This window comes from Erwinia rhapontici, assembly GCF_012271765.1.
GTDB classification, from domain to species: Bacteria; Pseudomonadota; Gammaproteobacteria; order Enterobacterales; family Enterobacteriaceae; genus Erwinia; species Erwinia rhapontici.
This window is the reverse complement of record NZ_VRKO01000002.1, coordinates 1-16,650: the sequence shown is the minus strand read 5'-3', so window position 1 is coordinate 16,650 and position 16,650 is coordinate 1. Positions and strand designations below refer to the sequence as shown.

The 16,650-nt window shown below is 54.3% G+C and carries 15 protein-coding genes, 1 tRNA gene and 1 pseudogene; 4 read left to right on the top strand and 13 right to left on the bottom strand.

Annotated elements, in window-relative coordinates:
* Positions 1-3: 3 nt before the first annotated feature.
* The 6 genes from FVB43_RS00585 to FVB43_RS00560 all read right to left on the bottom strand — a co-directional run bounded on the left by FVB43_RS00585 (position 4) and on the right by FVB43_RS00560 (position 6,396).
* Complete coding sequence (locus tag FVB43_RS00585) at positions 4-645, bottom strand: helix-turn-helix transcriptional regulator (protein ID WP_133844728.1); 642 nt, start codon at positions 643-645, stop codon at positions 4-6.
* A gap of 333 nt (positions 646-978) precedes the next feature.
* A complete protein-coding gene (locus FVB43_RS00580) occupies positions 979-1,341 on the bottom strand; it encodes a YibL family ribosome-associated protein (RefSeq protein ID WP_133844727.1) in 363 nt (120 codons plus the stop codon).
* A gap of 73 nt (positions 1,342-1,414) precedes the next feature.
* Positions 1,415-1,975, bottom strand: a complete 561-nt coding sequence (gene mtlR / locus FVB43_RS00575; RefSeq protein WP_133844934.1) for a mannitol operon repressor MtlR — start codon at positions 1,973-1,975, stop codon at positions 1,415-1,417.
* A 65-nt stretch (positions 1,976-2,040) separates the two neighbouring features.
* On the bottom strand, positions 2,041-3,189 hold the full coding sequence (mtlD, locus tag FVB43_RS00570) for a mannitol-1-phosphate 5-dehydrogenase (RefSeq protein ID WP_133844725.1): 1,149 nt from the start codon (positions 3,187-3,189) through the stop codon (positions 2,041-2,043).
* 99 nt (positions 3,190-3,288) lie between these two features.
* Positions 3,289-5,220: a PTS mannitol transporter subunit IICBA gene (locus FVB43_RS00565; RefSeq protein WP_133844723.1), complete on the bottom strand. Its 1,932-nt coding sequence runs from the start codon at positions 5,218-5,220 to the stop codon at positions 3,289-3,291.
* Between the two features lie 459 nt (positions 5,221-5,679).
* Positions 5,680-6,396: a DUF3053 domain-containing protein gene (locus FVB43_RS00560; RefSeq protein WP_133844721.1), complete on the bottom strand. Its 717-nt coding sequence runs from the start codon at positions 6,394-6,396 to the stop codon at positions 5,680-5,682.
* Positions 6,397-6,728: 332 nt separating this feature from the next.
* On the opposite strand from FVB43_RS00560, the gene FVB43_RS00555 reads away from it, so the two are divergent.
* Positions 6,729-7,022: an HTH-type transcriptional regulator gene (locus FVB43_RS00555; RefSeq protein WP_167863220.1), complete on the top strand. Its 294-nt coding sequence runs from the start codon at positions 6,729-6,731 to the stop codon at positions 7,020-7,022.
* 46 nt (positions 7,023-7,068) lie between these two features.
* Here the strand turns inward: FVB43_RS00555 and FVB43_RS00550 are convergent, their stop codons facing one another.
* From FVB43_RS00550 to glyQ, 3 genes are all read right to left on the bottom strand, one after another.
* Positions 7,069-8,115 (bottom strand): NAD(P)-dependent alcohol dehydrogenase, encoded by a 1,047-nt coding sequence (locus FVB43_RS00550; RefSeq protein WP_159338257.1) that lies wholly within the window; start codon positions 8,113-8,115, stop codon positions 7,069-7,071.
* 218 nt (positions 8,116-8,333) lie between these two features.
* Positions 8,334-10,403, bottom strand: a complete 2,070-nt coding sequence (gene glyS / locus FVB43_RS00545) for a glycine--tRNA ligase subunit beta (protein ID WP_133844715.1) — start codon at positions 10,401-10,403, stop codon at positions 8,334-8,336.
* A 9-nt stretch (positions 10,404-10,412) separates the two neighbouring features.
* Positions 10,413-11,324, bottom strand: coding sequence for a glycine--tRNA ligase subunit alpha (glyQ, locus tag FVB43_RS00540; RefSeq protein WP_012443081.1), 912 nt, complete (start codon positions 11,322-11,324; stop codon positions 10,413-10,415).
* A 228-nt stretch (positions 11,325-11,552) separates the two neighbouring features.
* On the opposite strand from glyQ, the gene FVB43_RS00535 reads away from it, so the two are divergent.
* Entirely contained in the window at positions 11,553-12,548 is a 996-nt protein-coding gene (locus FVB43_RS00535) for an acyltransferase (RefSeq protein ID WP_133844713.1), read from the top strand.
* Here FVB43_RS00535 and FVB43_RS00530 read toward each other — a convergent pair.
* From FVB43_RS00530 to FVB43_RS00520, 3 genes are all read right to left on the bottom strand, one after another.
* On the bottom strand, positions 12,541-12,978 hold the full coding sequence (locus FVB43_RS00530; protein WP_133844711.1) for a SemiSWEET family sugar transporter: 438 nt from the start codon (positions 12,976-12,978) through the stop codon (positions 12,541-12,543). The two genes, FVB43_RS00535 and FVB43_RS00530, sit on opposite strands and share 8 nt — an antisense overlap.
* 210 nt (positions 12,979-13,188) lie before the next feature.
* A complete protein-coding gene (locus tag FVB43_RS00525) occupies positions 13,189-14,109 on the bottom strand; it encodes a GlxA family transcriptional regulator (RefSeq protein WP_167863219.1) in 921 nt (306 codons plus the stop codon).
* A 1-nt stretch (position 14,110) separates the two neighbouring features.
* The gene (locus FVB43_RS00520) at positions 14,111-14,653 is read right to left on the bottom strand and encodes an isochorismatase family protein (RefSeq protein ID WP_133844707.1); all 543 of its coding nucleotides are present in this window, start codon (positions 14,651-14,653) and stop codon (positions 14,111-14,113) included.
* 171 nt (positions 14,654-14,824) lie between these two features.
* On the opposite strand from FVB43_RS00520, the gene FVB43_RS00515 reads away from it, so the two are divergent.
* Together FVB43_RS00515 and FVB43_RS00510 are read left to right on the top strand one after the other, a co-directional pair.
* Positions 14,825-14,919, top strand: a tRNA-Sec gene (locus tag FVB43_RS00515).
* Positions 14,920-15,220: 301 nt separating this feature from the next.
* Positions 15,221-15,801 (top strand): annotated as a pseudogene (locus FVB43_RS00510) (virulence RhuM family protein).
* A 57-nt stretch (positions 15,802-15,858) separates the two neighbouring features.
* Here the strand turns inward: FVB43_RS00510 and FVB43_RS00505 are convergent.
* The coding region (locus FVB43_RS00505) for a VENN motif pre-toxin domain-containing protein (protein WP_167863218.1) at positions 15,859-16,650 on the bottom strand (792 nt) is incomplete at its 5' end.

Genomic DNA, 16,650 nt, shown 5'->3' with positions numbered 1-16,650 from the left:
GGATTAATGAAATTGGTCGCCAGTACGAATGGATTCACACCAGCCTTCCTGAATTAACCAGTAGTTCAGTTCAGCAGGGCGAATCATATTGAGTTTGCACATAATATTCCGTTTATGTGCGCTGACGGTTTTCTCGCTGATATGGAGGAAGCGTGCCACGCCACCATTACTGATGCCGCGTGCCAGATAGCGGAGAATCTCGGTTTCACGTCTTGTCAGATTCGTCTCCGTACGGCTAACCACTGAACACGGTTGAACAAAGGCACTACGCACGCTATTGAGCTGCTCCAGTTGTTCATTGATCACCGATAACATGCTCTCAACGGACTGGTTGCGATAGAGGGGGGTGTAATGGCTAATGTTGTGCGCTATCCCCTCGGGCTGCTCGTCAGCACTATCGCTATTTTTGATAATGAATATACAAAGCGGTCGTATCGACATCCGGCGATTTAAATAATGGATATTGGCGATGGAAAGTGATTCTTCCGCCAGGAAGATCATTTTCGCCCTGCTGTTAAAAGCACAATCGGTAAAATCAGTGTGAATGTTACGGAGGGAAAAGTTTTCAGCAAGACAATTCGTTAACCCTCTAATATAAAAGCGATTTGGGTCACGGATGACAATGGTGATGTGATTCTTTCGCATGATTAATACCTGAAGTTGTCCCTAACCGGAGACGTCTTATCAACGTCTTGCAAACGTCTCTCCGTGCATTCTTAATAGTACGCTTGCGGTATATTATATTGAATAAATTATCTGAGCGGTATCAAACTTCATTGAAAATTCCTATTGCGATATTTAATTCTGTTATATGTTTTAATTCGAGCCTATGAATCGCAAGAGTAATTTAATGGGTTTTTTTCGACATTTAATATCGGGGTGATATTTTTTTCGGGGATGGGAAAATCATTGGGATAATATCGGAGCGTAAAAAAACAGGGTGCCAGGACCCTGTTTTTTCATCAATGGGATAGGGTTTTAAAAGGCAGTTTTCGCGAAGCCCGTCATCTCTTTCAGACCCATTTCACGGCCCAGTGCGGTCGTCGGATGTACCACCACAATGCCACGAACGCTTTTCTTCAGTGCGCCCATGTTCGCCTGCTCTTTCTTGGTGATGGGGCGGCTAAACGGTAGCTTCTGTAACGCCTGGGCTTCTTTGCTCAGGTTTTCGGCACGCACACCGCGCAGACGCTCGATTTCTGCTTCTAATTTGTCTTTTTCTTTCAATAATTCACCGAGTTTCTCGCTGTCGCCAGACGCCAGCAGAACGGGTTCTTTATGATTGAGCGCATCCAGCTTGTCGCTGAGATCTTTGATTTCTGACTGTACTTGTTCTTTCATAACGATTGACCATTAAATTGATTCATTGCTGCAAAGGATACACGAAAGCGGAGCAAAGAGGGAAAAGGGCGGATTACTTTTTGAAAGCTTGCTTGAGACTGATTTGTGAAATCAGCGTGGTCAGTGACAGGACCATCGTGGAGCGCACTACCTGCTGATAGCGTTGCTGCTGCATAGCACGCAGATCCACATCATCGCCGGCGAAATCAGGACATGGCGGCAGGCCACTAACGCAGTGAAGCTCGCCAAATGGCCCGAGAATTTCGTCATCAGTGAAACGATATTCGCTACCGTCATAATTCAACTCTTCGCGCAATGCCATAAGCAGTTCGCAGTCTTCGTACTCGCTACGGTTAATCATGCCAAGGCCGTAGATCAGCTTCAGGCGTACCGACAGTTCACCCAGCGGGCCATCGCCCAGTAGTAGCGGTTCCACAGCGTATTTGACGGCATAATCATCCTTACGGAACACCTGTATCACCAGTATGTTCACCGCTTCTGCCAGCAGTTCAACAGTGGCGATAAGAAAGCTTCTTACTGATCGTCCGGCATTAAGGCGTTCGAGCACCCGGTTTTCAAAAGCCTGAGGTTGTTCCATGAGTGCCTGCATATCATTCATATGGCCTAATAACATCTGCGCGGGCACAGCAGCAGTGCTGTGCCCTGATTGTTCGTCCGTGAGGAGCGCTTGCGCCGACATTATGCCATAGCGTTCCAGGCCTTCACTACCGCCTTGACCACATCGCTGTCGATATCCAGACCGGAAATTTGTGCCAGCGTCGTCGCGACATCCTGGCTTGCCAGCAGGGCAGCCAGTTCCTGCGCCTGTGGATCTTGCTCGCTGCGGTAATGCAGTGCGGCGGCAATCCCGGTGACCAGGTTGTCATGCGGTAGCTGGTACTCCAGTGTGCCCAGTGTTGGTTTGATCAGGCGATCGCCTGCGCTCAATTTACGCAGCGGCTGGCGGCCCACACGCTCAACGTCATCTTTCAGATACGGGTTTTCAAAACGGCCAAGGATTTTCTGGATGTAGGCCGCGTGTTTTACCGCGTCAAAATCATAACGTTTAATCAGCACTGCGCCGCTCTCTTCCATTGCGCCCTGCACGACAGCACGCACTTTTTCATCGAGAATGGCTTCGCGAATGGTTTGATGACCTGCCAGCTGCCCAAGATAGGCGGTAATGGCGTGGCCGGTATTGAGGGTGAACAGCTTGCGCTCGACGAATGCCATCAGATTATCGGTCAACTCCATGCCGGGGATGGCAGGCAGGTCGCCTTTGAACTGCGTCTGGTCGACGATCCACTCGCTGAAGGTTTCTACCGTCACTTCCAGCGGATCGCTGCTGCCGGCTTCAGAAGGCGGGACAATGCGGTCAACGGCAGAGTCGACGAAGCCTACATGTGCTTCGACCCAGGCGTGATACTGCTCAGGCAGTGCTTTCAGCACGTGGCCTTTCAACTGTGTGGTGCCGCGCACCATATTCTCGCAGGCAATAATGTTCAGCGGACGGGTATTAGCGCTATCACTGCGTTTGGCCAACCCTTTGGCAATGCTACCGGCAATGCGCTCAAGGATCTGTGGACCAACCGCCGTGGTAACGATATCAACCTCTGCTACCAGCGCAATAATATCATCGCTGGTACTGTTAACGGCGTTCACACCTTTAACAATCTCAACCTGCGCCTGCTCACCCACCACATGCACCGGGTACTCGCCGCGCGCGTTCAGGGCATCCAGCACCACCTGATTAACGTCTGCGAAAGTGAGCTGAATGCCAGCATCAGCCAGCAGTTTACCGATAAAGCCACGGCCGATATTTCCGGCGCCAAAATGTAATGCTTTCATAATTATTCCCGTATCAAAGATGTAAAGGTTGGACATGCCCAAACCAAAAAAGGGCCGGGCATGCCCAGCCCTACACAGAGGTGTGATGATGAAACCCGCTTACGCGTTGGTTTTACCGGACAGGAGGTCGAGAACTTCCTGCACACTGGTCGTGGTCGCCAGACGGGCGATCACGCTGTCATCATCCAGCGCATTAGTCAGGCTGGTAATAACCTGAATGTGCTCGTTATTACGTGCCGCGATACCAATCACCAGACGCGCGATATCATCCGGCTCTTCGCCGAAGTGAACCCCTGCCGGGTACTGACAGAAGACCACGCCAGTTTTCAGCACACGGTCTTTTGCTTCCACGGTGCCGTGCGGCACGGCGATGGATTCACCGAGGTAAGTCGGTGTCAGCTTTTCACGTTCCAGCATTGCGGCAACGTATTCCGGCTCAACGTAGCCGCCTTTCACCAGTTGCTCACCGGCAAAGCGAATGGCCTGCTCTTTATTGTCCGCATGATTGCCCAGGAACACGTTGCTGGCGCTCAGTTTGAACAGGTGATCCTGGCCTTCGTCAAAGCTGTCGCTCAGCGTGGTACTCACTTTCTCACGGTGACCCGCGCTGCGCCCGGCTTCCACCAGACGTGCTGTCAGGTCGTTATACAGGCCGCTGTCGAGGAAGTTGGTCAGCGAGATGTGCTGGGCATGAGGCGCCTGGCGCATCGCTCGTTCGGTCAGATCGCGGTGAGTAATCACCAGGTCGACATCGCCCGGCAGACTGTTAATCGCGGTGTTGGTCACGGAGATGTTGGTCAGCCCTGCATCGTTCACTTTCTTACGCAGCACACCGGCACCCATGGCGCTGGAACCCATACCCGCATCGCAGGCAACGATGATTTTACGGACGTGGCTCAGATCGCTATGCAGGCCATCAGCACCGCCAGCAGGGGCAGTTGACTGGCCTTTAGACTGGGCTTTCATTTCCTGTACGCGACGTGATGCGGCTTCGATGTCGTCATCTTCTTTCACTTTGCTGGTTTTCAGCAGAATGGCAGAAACCACGAAGGAGACAGCAAAGGCGGCAAAGATCGCGGCGATGTTCGCGAAGTAAGCCCCTTTTGGCGTCATTGCCAGCACCGCCAGGATGGAACCCGGTGAAGCCGGAGACACCAGGCCGCCGTTCAGCAGAGTCAGGGTGAATACACCGGTCATACCCCCGAGGATCACCGCCAGAATCAGGCGTGGGTTCATCAGCACATACGGGAAGTAGATTTCGTGGATACCACCGAGGAAGTGGATAATGGCAGCGCCACCGGCAGACTGCTTGGCATTACCACGGCCAAAGAACATATAGGCCATCAGTACGCCCATACCTGGGCCCGGGTTCGCTTCGATCAGGAAGAAGATCGACTTACCGGCTTCGCTGGCCTGCTGGATACCCAGTGGCGAGAAGATACCGTGGTTAATGGCGTTATTCAGGAACAGGATTTTTGCCGGTTCCACGAAGATCGAGGTCAGTGGCAGCAGGTTGTTCTGCACCATCAGATTCACGCCTGCGGCGAGAATATGGGACAGACCTTCTACCAGTGGACCAATTGCCAGGAATGCGAGGATAGCCAACAGCATGCCGATGATACCGGCAGAGAAGTTGTTCACCAGCATTTCAAAGCCGCTTTTGATTTTACCGTCAACCTGGCGGTCGAAGGTTTTAATCGCCCAGCCGCCCAGAGGACCTGCAATCATTGAACCGAGGAACATTGGCATGTCCGCACCCACAATCACGCCCATGGTGGTAATAGCACCTACCACACCGCCGCGATCGCCGCCGACCAGACGACCCCCTGTAAAGCCGATCAGCAGTGGCAACAGGTAGGTAATCATTGGGCCAACCAGTTTCGCCAGTGTTTCGTTTGGCAGCCATCCGGTAGGAATAAACAGTGCGGTGATAATACCCCAGGCGATAAACGCCCCGATGTTTGGCATTACCATGTTGCTCAGAAAGCGACCAAAGTTCTGAACCTTGATCTTGATATCTGATGAGGACATAAAAAACACCCCTTATTGGTACGCGCCGCCAAATAAGAGAGCGCGTTGAATTTTTGTTTTAGACCCGACAGTGGGAAGCCGTCAGTATCACTGTATGCAGGCGGACTCTATCACGCGAATATGACGCTGCGTAGCTGTCGGGATAAGTGTGATGTAGATCACTATGTTAGGTGGGGTGCATGGGTTGTTTTAGTGATAACGATCACATTTAAGGAGTGTATGAAAAGGACTGTGGCGAATATTTAAACAATAACAACCGCGTGATGTGATGTGTATCACAAATGTATGTTGTTTGTTTGTTTTTGATTTGTGATGTTGATCACAAATTATTTGAGGGCTGAATGCGTGCGATCACACTTCTTCTGCCCGTCGAAACATGAGATGAGTCTTATGTAAGAAAGTGACAGGTGAGAGGGGAAGGAACATCAGAGCTGACGATTGTCAGCTCTGATGCAGAATTTACTGGAAATTGCCCTTCAGCGCGGCCTGCGCCTGGGTCAACGCCTGGGCATTGGTGCTCAGATTGCTCATCAGCGTATTGTACTGCGTGGCCTGAGGCTGGGTCGGGAACTGGATCGCAGAACCGTTAAAACTGACGTTTGCGCCCTGCTGTTGCAGGAAGTCACCGGTCTGTACCGCATCCTGGCTCAGGGTTTGTAACGCGGGCAGCAGCGGTGCCAGTGTTGCAGCAGGTTGAGTGACCACTTTATTAAACACATTGTCGTACACGGTTTTTAAATCTTCCGGCTGTTTCAGTGCCGCCTTGCTGCTGTCGGCCTGCATTTTCGCGGACTGAATCTGCTGGGTCAGTACCCCAAGAGAACCGCTCACCTGGCGCAGGGCATCACGGCGTGTCAGGTAATCCTGCGGAGTGTGGATGGCTGACAGCTCATCAACCACCGGTTTCAGCCCGGAATCCACGGCACGATTTACCTGCTGAGAAAAACCATAAAGAATCGCGTAATCGCTGACGAAGGGACCAAATTTCTGCTTCTGATCTTCACTCAGGCTGGGCAGATGTTCGCCGCTGCGCATAACGGTGTTTTGCAGGAAATCGATAAACGCTTTACGTTGATCGGCTTCGTTATCGCCACAGCCAGTAAGTTGTAACACCATAAATAGCGCCATAACGGGCACCAGCAGACGCGTCAAGATGCGTGATGATCCTGTCATCATAAGAAATTAACTCCTGTTAACAAATACTTATCGGTTTTATTCAAACTACAAATGTTGGGTAAAGAATAGTCGAAATCACTTTTGATGGATAGCGATGTCTGTGTAACTTATTTTTGCGCTGTATTTGTGAGGCGGGCTGCAACGCAGGATGGAAAAATAAACAAAAAATATGATCCCGATCTCGCAAAATGATCTCATACTTATGATCCTGGCGTTTCCCTGTGCTGCCCCAAAAAGCGTCCCAGTGGCTGATGTATGCCAGCATTGAGAACCTGGATTTAAGGTTCTTTCCCTCTGGTTGTTCACGTTTAGTGAGTTTTCGAGGAGTGCTTATGGAGACTAAAGATCCCATGTCCGAACTGCTTTCCAGTCTGGAGCAGATTGTTATGACCCGCCCTATGATGCATGTCATTCCGGCCCTGAAGAGTGATGTGGCGCAGCCCGAGCCAAAGCGAGTTCGGGAAATTACCGGCATGCAGATTGATGAATTTGCTCAGGCGTTAGGTGTCAGTGTTTCTTCAGTGAAAAACTGGGAAGCCAAAAAAACCAAACCCTCAGGCAGTGCGCAAAAATTAATGCAGTTGATACACTCGAATCCGTGTCTCAGCAGACAGCTGCTGGACTGACCGAAAAAACCCGCCATCAGGCGGGTTCTTGTTTTTAGGGTAATGACTATTTTCCGGCTTTCATATCAATCACAAAGCGGTACTTCACATCCCCTTTCAGCATCCGTTCAAATGCCTGCTCAACCTCATCGAGACGAATCACTTCCACATCGGACACGATATTGTGCTGACCACAGAAATCCAGCATCTCCTGCGTCTCTTTGATGCTGCCGATAGAGGTCCCGGAAATGCTCAGGCGTTTGAAAACGATAGGCGTAACGTCCGGCGACGTGTGCGGTGAGTCAGGAATACCGACCAGCACCAGATGACCATTGGTTTTCAGCGCGCTGAGGTACGGGTCAAGATCGTGCGGGGCGGCAACGCAGTCCAGGATCATATCCAGGCTGTTTTTCACCCCGGCCATTTGCTCCGCATCTTTCGAAACCACAACCTGGCTGGCGCCGAGGCGCAGTGCATCGGCCCCTTTGGCAGGGGAGGTGGTAAACAGAACCACTTCCGCGCCCAGCGCAGCAGCCAGTTTCACCGCCATATGGCCGAGGCCACCCAGGCCAATGACGCCGACGCGCTGGCCTGCCTGAATGTTCCAGTGCTTGAGCGGTGACCAGGTGGTGACGCCCGCGCACAGCAGGGGGGCCACGGCGCTGAGTTCCAGATTTTCCGGCACGGCCACCACAAACTTGCTGTCGACCACGATGCTGTCGGAGTAACCCCCAAAGGTTTTGCCGCCGATCACTTTCTCGTCGCTGTTGTAGGTCGCGGTGAAGCCTTCTTCGCAGTACTGCTCTTCACCCTCGTGGCACTGGGCGCAGTGGCCGCAGGAGTCGACCATCACGCCAACGCCGACCAGATCCCCGGCTTTAAACGCGCTGACCGCGCTGCCGGTGCTGACCACGCGGCCAACGATTTCGTGGCCTGGCACCAGCGGGAACTGGCTGACGCCCCATTCGTTACGCGCCATATGCAGGTCGGAATGGCAGACACCACAGTAGTGGATATCGATGTGGATATCGTTAGCCTGGAGTTCTCGGCGGGTAAATTCGAAGGGTTCCAGCGGGGTGTTTGCTGCTTTGGCAGCGAATCCATAGGATTGCATGATGTCTCAACCTGGTTGGCGAAAACCGCACAGGGTAAGGAAATGGGGGGAGGAGGGCAAGGCGGAATTGTAAAGCGGGATGTCGACGAGCGAAAAATACGGCGGGTGCAAACTATCGGCACGGGGCGACCGGAAAAAATGGTCGCCCCTACGGTTCGGAGCAACCTGGATCCCGTAGGGGCGGACACCTGTTTCGGTCCGCCCGTAACAGCATCACATTACTGTAGCAGAGAGATATCCGCTACCTGCAGGAACAGCTCGCGCAGTTTCGCCAGCAGCGTCAGACGGTTAATACGCACTTCTTTCTCTTCGGCATTGACCATCACCTTGTCAAAGAAGTTGTCCACCGCTTCACGCAGCTGTGCCAGCTCAATGAGAGCGTCCTGGTAGCGTCCTTCCGCGAAGAACGGCTGCAGTTTGCTGCTCAACGCCGACACGTAGGTCGCCAGCTTGATCTCTTCATTCTCTTTCAGCAGTGACGCCTGCACGCTGTCGTTCAGCGGTTCAGTCGCTTTAGCGAGAATGTTGGAGACGCGCTTGTTGGCACCTGCCAGGCTGGCTGCCTGCTCCAGCGTACGGAAGTGCGATACCGCCTTCATACGCGCATCGAAATCTGCAGGACGCGTTGGACGACGTGCCAGTACCGCCTGAATGGTATCGACGCTGTGGCCTTCTTCCTGGTACCAGGTACGGAAGCGACCCAGCATAAAGTCGATCACTTCATCCACTGCTTTAGCGTTAGACAGCTTGCTGCCATACAGGCGCACGGCTTCTTCTGTCAGGGTTTGCAGATCGAGCGGCAGGTTCTTCTCAACGATGATACGCAGCACGCCCAGCGCAGCACGACGCAGAGCAAACGGGTCTTTATCGCCTTTCGGATGCTGACCAATACCGAAGATACCCGCCAGGGTATCCATCTTGTCAGCGATAGCCAGCGCACAGGCAACCGGGTTGGACGGCAGCTGATCGCCGGCAAAGCGCGGCTGATACTGCTCGTTCAGCGCCACGGCCACGTCTTCGGCTTCGCCATCATGACGCGCGTAGTGCATCCCCATCACACCCTGGGTGTCGGTGAACTCAAACACCATATTGGTCATCAGGTCGCACTTGGACAGCAGGCCTGCACGGGTCGCGTGATTAACATCCGCACCGATCTGCGCAGCAATCCAGCCTGCCAGCGCCTGAATGCGGTCGGTTTTATCACGCAGCGATCCCAGCTCTTTCTGGAACAGCACGGTTTCCAGACGCGGCAGGTTATCTTCCAGGCGACGTTTACGGTCGCTGTTAAAGAAGAACTCGGCGTCAGCGAGACGTGGACGCACCACTTTCTCGTTACCGGAGATAATCTGCTGCGGATCTTTCGATTCGATATTGGTCACGAAGATAAAGTTCGGCAGCAGCTTGCCCGCGTTGTCGTACACCGGGAAGTACTTCTGATCGCCCTTCATGGTGTAGACCAGCGCTTCTGCCGGTACCGCGAGGAACTTCTCTTCAAACTTCGCCGTCAACACCACCGGCCACTCGACCAGGGAAGTGACTTCTTCCAGCAGACTGTCGCTCAGATCGGCAATGCCGCCAATTTTTGCCGCAGCGGCTTCAGCATCGGCTTTGATGGTGGCTTTACGCACGGCGTAATCCGCCTGCACCTTGCCGCGCTCCAGCAGGATCTGCGGATACTGGTCAGCGTTATCAATGGTGAACTCAGGCTCGCCCATAAAGCGGTGACCGCGAATGATACGTGCAGAGTCGATACCCAGAATTTTTGCCGGGATCAGCTCATCACCCAACAGCAGCGTGACGGTATGCACCGGGCGCACGAACTGCACCTCGGACGCGCCCCAGCGCATCAGTTTCGGGATCGGCAGCTTCGCCAGGGAGGTGGCGATCATCGCGGGCAGCAGGGCCTGGGCACTTTCGCCAGTGACCTGAGCGCGATACAGCAGCCATTCACCTTTATCGGTGCTCAGACGCTCGGCCTGATCAACGGTGATGCCGCAGCCACGTGCCCAGCCTTCAGCGGCTTTGCTCGGGACGCCATTGGCATCAAAAGCGGCCTGAATGGCCGGGCCACGTTTTTCCACTTCGCGATCGGGCTGCGCAGCGGCCAGATTCGCCACTTTCAGTGCCAGACGGCGCGGCGCGGCAAACCAGCTGACTTCGCCGTGGGCCAGGCCAGCGGCATCCAGTTCAGCGGTAAAATTGGCGGCAAAGGATTCTGCCAGGCTGCGCAGTGCTTTTGGTGGCAGCTCTTCGGTGCCGATCTCCACCAGGAAGGTTTTTTCAGTCATGGCTGCCTCTTATTTCTTGTTATTGCACATCGGGAAGCCCAGTGCCTCGCGGGAGGCATAGTAAGCTTCAGCCACGGCTTTCGTCAGGGTGCGGATGCGCAGAATATAGCGCTGACGCTCGGTGACGGAGATCGCTTTACGCGCATCCAGCAGGTTAAAGCTGTGTGCGGCTTTCAGAATACGTTCGTAGGCAGGCAGCGGCAGGGGTTTTTCCAACGCCAGCAGGCTCTGCGCTTCCTTCTCGTACTGCTCGAAGCAGGTAAACAGGAAGTCGACGTCAGCGTATTCGAAGTTATAGGTGGACTGCTCCACTTCGTTCTGGTGGAACACATCGCCGTAGGTGGTTTTCCCCAACGGACCGTCGCTCCAGACCAGATCGTAAACGCTGTCCACGCCCTGGATGTACATCGCCAGGCGCTCAAGACCGTAGGTGATCTCACCGGTAACCGGTTTACATTCCAGGCCGCCAACCTGCTGGAAGTAGGTGAACTGCGTCACTTCCATACCGTTCAGCCACACTTCCCAGCCCAGACCCCAGGCACCCAGCGTTGGGTTTTCCCAGTTATCTTCCACAAAGCGGATGTCGTGGATGGTTGGGTCCATGCCCAGCTCTTTCAGGGAGCCGAGGTACAGCTCCTGAATATTGTCGGGTGAAGGTTTGATGATCACCTGGAACTGGTAATAGTGCTGAAGTCGGTTCGGGTTCTCACCGTAGCGGCCATCGGTCGGGCGACGTGAAGGCTGCACATAGGCAACGGCCGTCGGCTCCGGACCCAGCGCACGCAGGCAGGTCATTGGGTGAGAAGTACCAGCGCCCACTTCCATATCCAGAGGTTGGATGATGGTGCAGCCCTGGCGTGCCCAGTAATCCTGTAAGGTCAGGATCAGCCCCTGAAAGGTCTTGGTATCAAACTTTTGCATTTGGATTCGCACGCGATACGAGTGGTGATAAAAAGTGGGCGTCAGTATACCCTTTGACCGTACCTATTACCAAAATGCCGTGAGGGGGGATTCAGGAATTTTTGTCGCCTCCACCACATAATCCCTTCATCCTGGTCCTATTTTTCCCCTCTCCGGTTGTTGAAGCGCAGCGACCTGGCTACCCTCTTTCTCGCATTAATGCAGATTTTGCCGGGAACAGAGGATGAAATGTCGCAAAAGATTGGATGGATAGAGAATTTACGCGCAGTTGCCTGCCTGATGGTGATTATGATCCACACCACCACCTGGTATGTGACCACCGGGATGTCGGTGGGTGAGCACAGCTGGGATCTCTCCAACCTGCTTAATTCGGCTTCACGCGTCTGCGTGCCGATCTTCTTTATGATTTCTGGTTATCTGTTCTTTGGCGAACGCAGCGCCCAGGGGCGGCATTTCCTGCGCATCGTGCTGTGCCTGCTGTTCTACAGCACGGTGGCGTTGATCTACATCACGCTGCTGACACCGATAAATGAAGCGATGTCTGTGAAGCATCTGCTGCAAAAGCCGGTGTTCTATCACCTGTGGTTCTTCTTCGCGATTATCGTTATTTATCTGCTGTCACCGTTGATCCAGGTGAAGCCGGTGCGGGCGGGTTATCTGGCCGTGGTGACGTTGGTGATAGCGCTGCTGGCTAACCCCAACACCGTCGACAGCTCTATTGCCCGCTTCCACTGGCTGCCGATCAATCTGTATATCAACGGTGATACAATTTATTACCTGCTGTACGCCCTGTTTGGCCGGGCGATTGGGATGATGGAAACGCAAAAACGCGGCGTCTCCTGGCTGGCGGGTGGGGTGTTTGTGGCCTGTGTGCTGATGATTGCCTTTGGCACCAAACGGCAGTTCGCGATCAATGGGGCTTTTGCCGATACCTGGTATCTTTACTGCGGCCCTGCGGTATTTTTCGCCGCCGTCAGCCTGTTGGTGCTGTTTAAAAACACCCTTAACGACCACGTTAACCCGTTCTTTGCCCTGATTTCCCGCTGTTCACTGCCGATTTACGGCTTCCATGCGCTGTTTATTCACTTTATGCGCACCCACGACCTGGATAACACCGACCATCCGCTGATCGATATCCCGCTGATATTCGGCATTACCCTGGCAGGCAGCCTGCTGCTGGCACTCGGCTTGCAGAAGCTGGATAAACGCCACCTGGTTAGCTGACTTTTTTCCCCTGCTCCGGGGCGTTTTTCAGCGGACGAAGACGGCGGATGCGTGGATTAAGGATCACTCCGGGCATGCGTACCAGCCTGCGGCGGTTAGGGTTAGGCAGCGGGCGCTCGTGCCACAGTTTGAGCAGAATCACCGTCAGCGCCAGCAGGGAGGTAATGCCGTTGGCGACCATCACTGGCACATCGTTCATCCGGTGGCCGTACCACGTCCAGCAGGAAACGCCAAAGAACAGCGCTGCCCACATCCCCAGTGACAGGCCGCTGGTATCCTTATTTTTCACGATATGCAGCACCTGCAGGCAGAACGAGCCGGTCGTCACCCAGGCCGCCAGCGTCCCCAGCCAGACCGGCCACGGCGACAAAAAGTAAATCGACAGCAGTGCCAGCGCCACGGTAGCGGCAACAATTAACAGGTTCTTCATAATGATGTGCCTCGTATTTTGTTAAGCCGGAATCGCCTCTTATGGTAGCTAAATCGGTTTAGCTTTTAGGGCGAAAAAGGGCGAATGTTACGAGTAACACTAGCACAAACGTTGAGCGAATTGAAATCGGGTGGGTTGCTCACTGGTGAGAGTGAGCAGAACGGCCTTTTTTTGAGGACGATTATTTCAGGGTTTTATCACCCTCCTTTTTCACGCCTGCCAGCGCTGTAGCGCACGGCGCAGCTGGCGCGAGGAAGAGAACCCGGCCGACAGTGCTGCGCGTTCATTGCCTTCGCCCTGTTGCAGACGCTGTTGGGCAATCGTCAGCCGCAGCTGTTCGTGATAGTCACGTACGCTGATGCCCAGATGCTGGCGGAACAGACGCGTCAGATGACGCGCACTGACGTGCACTTTGGCGGCAATATCCTCCAACGGCCACTCCTGCTCCGGTTGCAGGGTCAGCAAATCCTGCGCACGGTGGATCGCTGGATGGATGTGGTTGCGATAGCGCAGCCAGGGCGACAACTGCGGATCTTCCCCCGAACGCCGGAAATAGACCACCATTTCACGTGCCACATCCATCGCCGTCTGCGCGCCGCACAGGCGGTTAATCAGATGCAGTGACAGATCGATCCCGGCGGTAATCCCTGCGCTGGTCCAGATCCCGCGATCTTCAACGAAAATGCGGTTTTCTTTCACGATCGCACCGGGTTCAGCCACTTTCAGTCGCTCGATCACCTCATGATGAGTCGTACACTGCACGCCGTTCATCAGCCCGGCTTTTGCCGCCAGCAGGGACCCGGAACAGACGCAGACTAAGGTCACCTCGCGGGCATGAATGGCGGGCTGAATGCGCATCAGCCAGTTGCGGGCTGCCACCGCCTGCGGCGTGTCGAACCACACTTTTGAGTCACTGACGCCGGGGATCACCAGCAGGCTCCCGGCGGGCAATGCCTCCGGCAGCGGTTCAATGCGGCTGATAACCATCTCTGTGGAGGTGAGAACGCTCTCATCCGGGCCGATATAGCGCAATGAAAACGCATTCCCCGCCAGCTTCAGTGTTTCCGCCGGACCGGTGAGGTCCAGCGTCATCACACCGGGCAGGGTTAAAAACCACACCGGGGTTGTCATGTTATGCAAGCTCCTTGAGGAGGCCCTCAACGGTACGGATATCGGCAAAACGATTGATCAGCACGCTTTCGGTACGGTGACGTAAATCGGCAATGCTCAGGGTAATCCCATCATGGGTGATTGGGAAGGTCAGCGTCGCTTCCGTCACATAGGTCACGTGGTAGCCGAAGTCCGACGCCACGCGGGCGGTGGTTTCACAGCACTGCTCAGAGCGCAGGCCGGTGATAATCACGTGCTTCACCGCGTTCTGCTCCAGCCACTGCTGCAGGCCCGATTCCGTCAGGGCGTTGTGCACTTTCTTACGGAAGCTGGCGACCGGTTCGTGATCCAGGAACGGCAGACGCACCACCAGACCGGATTCCGGCGCAAAGGCACCTTCACTTTCCACATGGAATACATCCACCACCGGAATGCCCTTCGCCTGGCAGCCCGCGACCAGCGTGCTTAACGCTTTTTCGAAAGCCGGGGTTTCCGGGGCTTCATTGTAGCCACGCTCATAGAAGGATTGCTGCGCATCAATCACTAACAGTACGGTATCGGTCATTTCTGGACTCCTGATGAATGGGATTAACGCTATGATGGACGGGATTAGGCAAGGAAAGAAGACCAAAAACGGACAGCTTGCTGTCGGTGGCGGACATCAGTGAAATAATGCTAAAAACCGGAGTTTATTTGTGGTCATTGGCGATGCTATACTCAGCGCCTCTGCAGTAAGGGAAGATCGTCGTCTCCGGTGAGGCGGCTGGACTTCAAATCCAGTTGGGGCCGCGAGCGGTCCCGGGCAGGTTCGACTCCTGTGATCTTCCGCCAAACATTGCCTCTCATACTCTCCTGAATTCAATAAATCCCCCTTCATTGCTGGTTATTTACATTGTTGGTGTCTTTGCAAGTCAACCAGTAAATATCATGCTACCGCACGTACCAAGACACTATCTCGCCGGGCTGAGTTCATGGCTTATCTCTAATGGATACTACTGACTTTCCAGAACATGGTGAAAGCTGAAAGCAGGATTTATCAGTAACAGTCGATTTTTTGAGTAAAGAGATCCCGCCCCGATCTCTGGCATACTAAACAACTCAAACGCGCTAAATCAGACCAAGCGGAGGCAACATGACAAAGGAACACATTATTAAGTCCCCGGCAGGCGAGTTTGTCATGTTTGCCAGCAGTGATGGGAGTGTGCGCGTCGAATGTCGATTTGAACAAGAGACGCTGTGGCTTTCGCAAGCAGCTATCGCCGATCTCTATCAGGTTACACCTCAAGCCATTACGCAGCATATCAAGGCCATTTACGAAGAAGGCGAACTTGAACAAAACGCAACCTGTAAGTCTTACTTACAAGTTCAAAAAGAAGGCGCTCGTCAGGTAAGCCGCAATACGCTTCACTATAGCCTGCCAGTTATTCTCGCTGTGGGTTATCGCGTCCGCTCCACCCGGGGCACTCAGTTCCGTCAGTGGGCGACCCAAACGCTCGAGGAATATCTGATAAAAAGTTGGATCAGTTCCTGCAATTCAATGACCGAGAAGTTTTGGAAGGCGCAGGAAAGGTCAGTAAGAAAATGGCAGATGAAAAAGCACAGGCTGAATATGTACAGTTTGCTGAGCAGCAGCGCCGCTTAAAAGAAGCAGATGGGGAGAGAGATATTGCCAGTTTACTACAGTGGAAAACAGATACCAGGAAGCAGCCATAAAATCCCCCAGCCCCTTATAAGAAAGATCGCGCGTCCGCGGTATTTTGAGGCCGTGACTCACTCCAATGATCTCTGTGCCGCCGTCGTCTTCCCGGCCTGCGCGGCATAAACCGCACTTCCGGTACTGTCTCCGGCCAGGCCACCGGCCAGCCCGGATGACAGGGTTGCCAGAGCGCTCAGCGTCTGTTTCTGCGTTTCGGTCAGATCAGCAACCGGGGTATCACCGTACAGCTGGTCCTTCAGTATCCCCGCCGTTATCTCGCCGAGCGCCGCGCCGGTCGCGCCCGCCGCCGCATTCTGCCCCTGGGCGGCCGCCAGCGCTGCGCCGACGATGGCGTGGGCCACTGCTTTCGCTTCGGGGTTATTGTCGATACCCATTCTGTGACCAATCGCCTCGGCCAGATACGGGGCTGAACCGTTAGCGATGGCCGCAGCGATATCACCGCCCGCCAGGCCCTGCACCACGGCGGTGGCGGCCTGGATACCCTGCTGGACGGCGCCGCCGGTGCCGAGGCCGGTGGCGTTAAACGCCTGGTCGTAGAAGTTCTGGTAAACCTGGCCGTTGATGGCGTTCTCATCCGGGGTCTGACCCGGATGGGCCTTCACCCAGTCTTTCTGCGCCTGGTCCCTGTCGGCATCGGTGATACTGCCCATCTTGTCTTTTGCATCTTTCGCCGCGCTGATGGCGCCCTGGGTACGCACGATATCCGACACCTGGGTGCTAATCTCACCAATCAGCTGCGCCTGCTGAATGCGCTTCTGCTCTTTCTCTTTGTCGAATATCTGGCTGATGCTGCCGTTGGCGTTCTCCGCGTCGCGGCTGAGGTTCGCCACGTCCTGGGCCTGTTT

What these genes read in the sequence shown, in the direction of transcription:
- FVB43_RS00560 (WP_133844721.1), bottom strand. Translation starts at nt 6,396, where the DNA reads ATGATGACAGGATCATCACGCATCTTGACGCGTCTGCTGGTGCCCGTT.
- FVB43_RS00565 (WP_133844723.1), bottom strand. Translation starts at nt 5,220, where the DNA reads ATGTCCTCATCAGATATCAAGATCAAGGTTCAGAACTTTGGTCGCTTT.
- FVB43_RS00525 (WP_167863219.1), bottom strand. Translation starts at nt 14,109, where the DNA reads ATGACAACCCCGGTGTGGTTTTTAACCCTGCCCGGTGTGATGACGCTG.
- mtlR (WP_133844934.1), bottom strand. Translation starts at nt 1,975, where the DNA reads ATGTTATTAGGCCATATGAATGATATGCAGGCACTCATGGAACAACCT.
- glyQ (WP_012443081.1), bottom strand. Translation starts at nt 11,324, where the DNA reads ATGCAAAAGTTTGATACCAAGACCTTTCAGGGGCTGATCCTGACCTTA.
- FVB43_RS00550 (WP_159338257.1), bottom strand. Translation starts at nt 8,115, where the DNA reads ATGCAATCCTATGGATTCGCTGCCAAAGCAGCAAACACCCCGCTGGAA.
- glyS (WP_133844715.1), bottom strand. Translation starts at nt 10,403, where the DNA reads ATGACTGAAAAAACCTTCCTGGTGGAGATCGGCACCGAAGAGCTGCCA.
- FVB43_RS00530 (WP_133844711.1), bottom strand. Translation starts at nt 12,978, where the DNA reads ATGAAGAACCTGTTAATTGTTGCCGCTACCGTGGCGCTGGCACTGCTG.
- FVB43_RS00555 (WP_167863220.1), top strand. Translation starts at nt 6,729, where the DNA reads ATGGAGACTAAAGATCCCATGTCCGAACTGCTTTCCAGTCTGGAGCAG.
- FVB43_RS00585 (WP_133844728.1), bottom strand. Translation starts at nt 645, where the DNA reads ATGCGAAAGAATCACATCACCATTGTCATCCGTGACCCAAATCGCTTT.
- mtlD (WP_133844725.1), bottom strand. Translation starts at nt 3,189, where the DNA reads ATGAAAGCATTACATTTTGGCGCCGGAAATATCGGCCGTGGCTTTATC.
- FVB43_RS00535 (WP_133844713.1), top strand. Translation starts at nt 11,553, where the DNA reads ATGTCGCAAAAGATTGGATGGATAGAGAATTTACGCGCAGTTGCCTGC.
- FVB43_RS00520 (WP_133844707.1), bottom strand. Translation starts at nt 14,653, where the DNA reads ATGACCGATACCGTACTGTTAGTGATTGATGCGCAGCAATCCTTCTAT.
- FVB43_RS00580 (WP_133844727.1), bottom strand. Translation starts at nt 1,341, where the DNA reads ATGAAAGAACAAGTACAGTCAGAAATCAAAGATCTCAGCGACAAGCTG.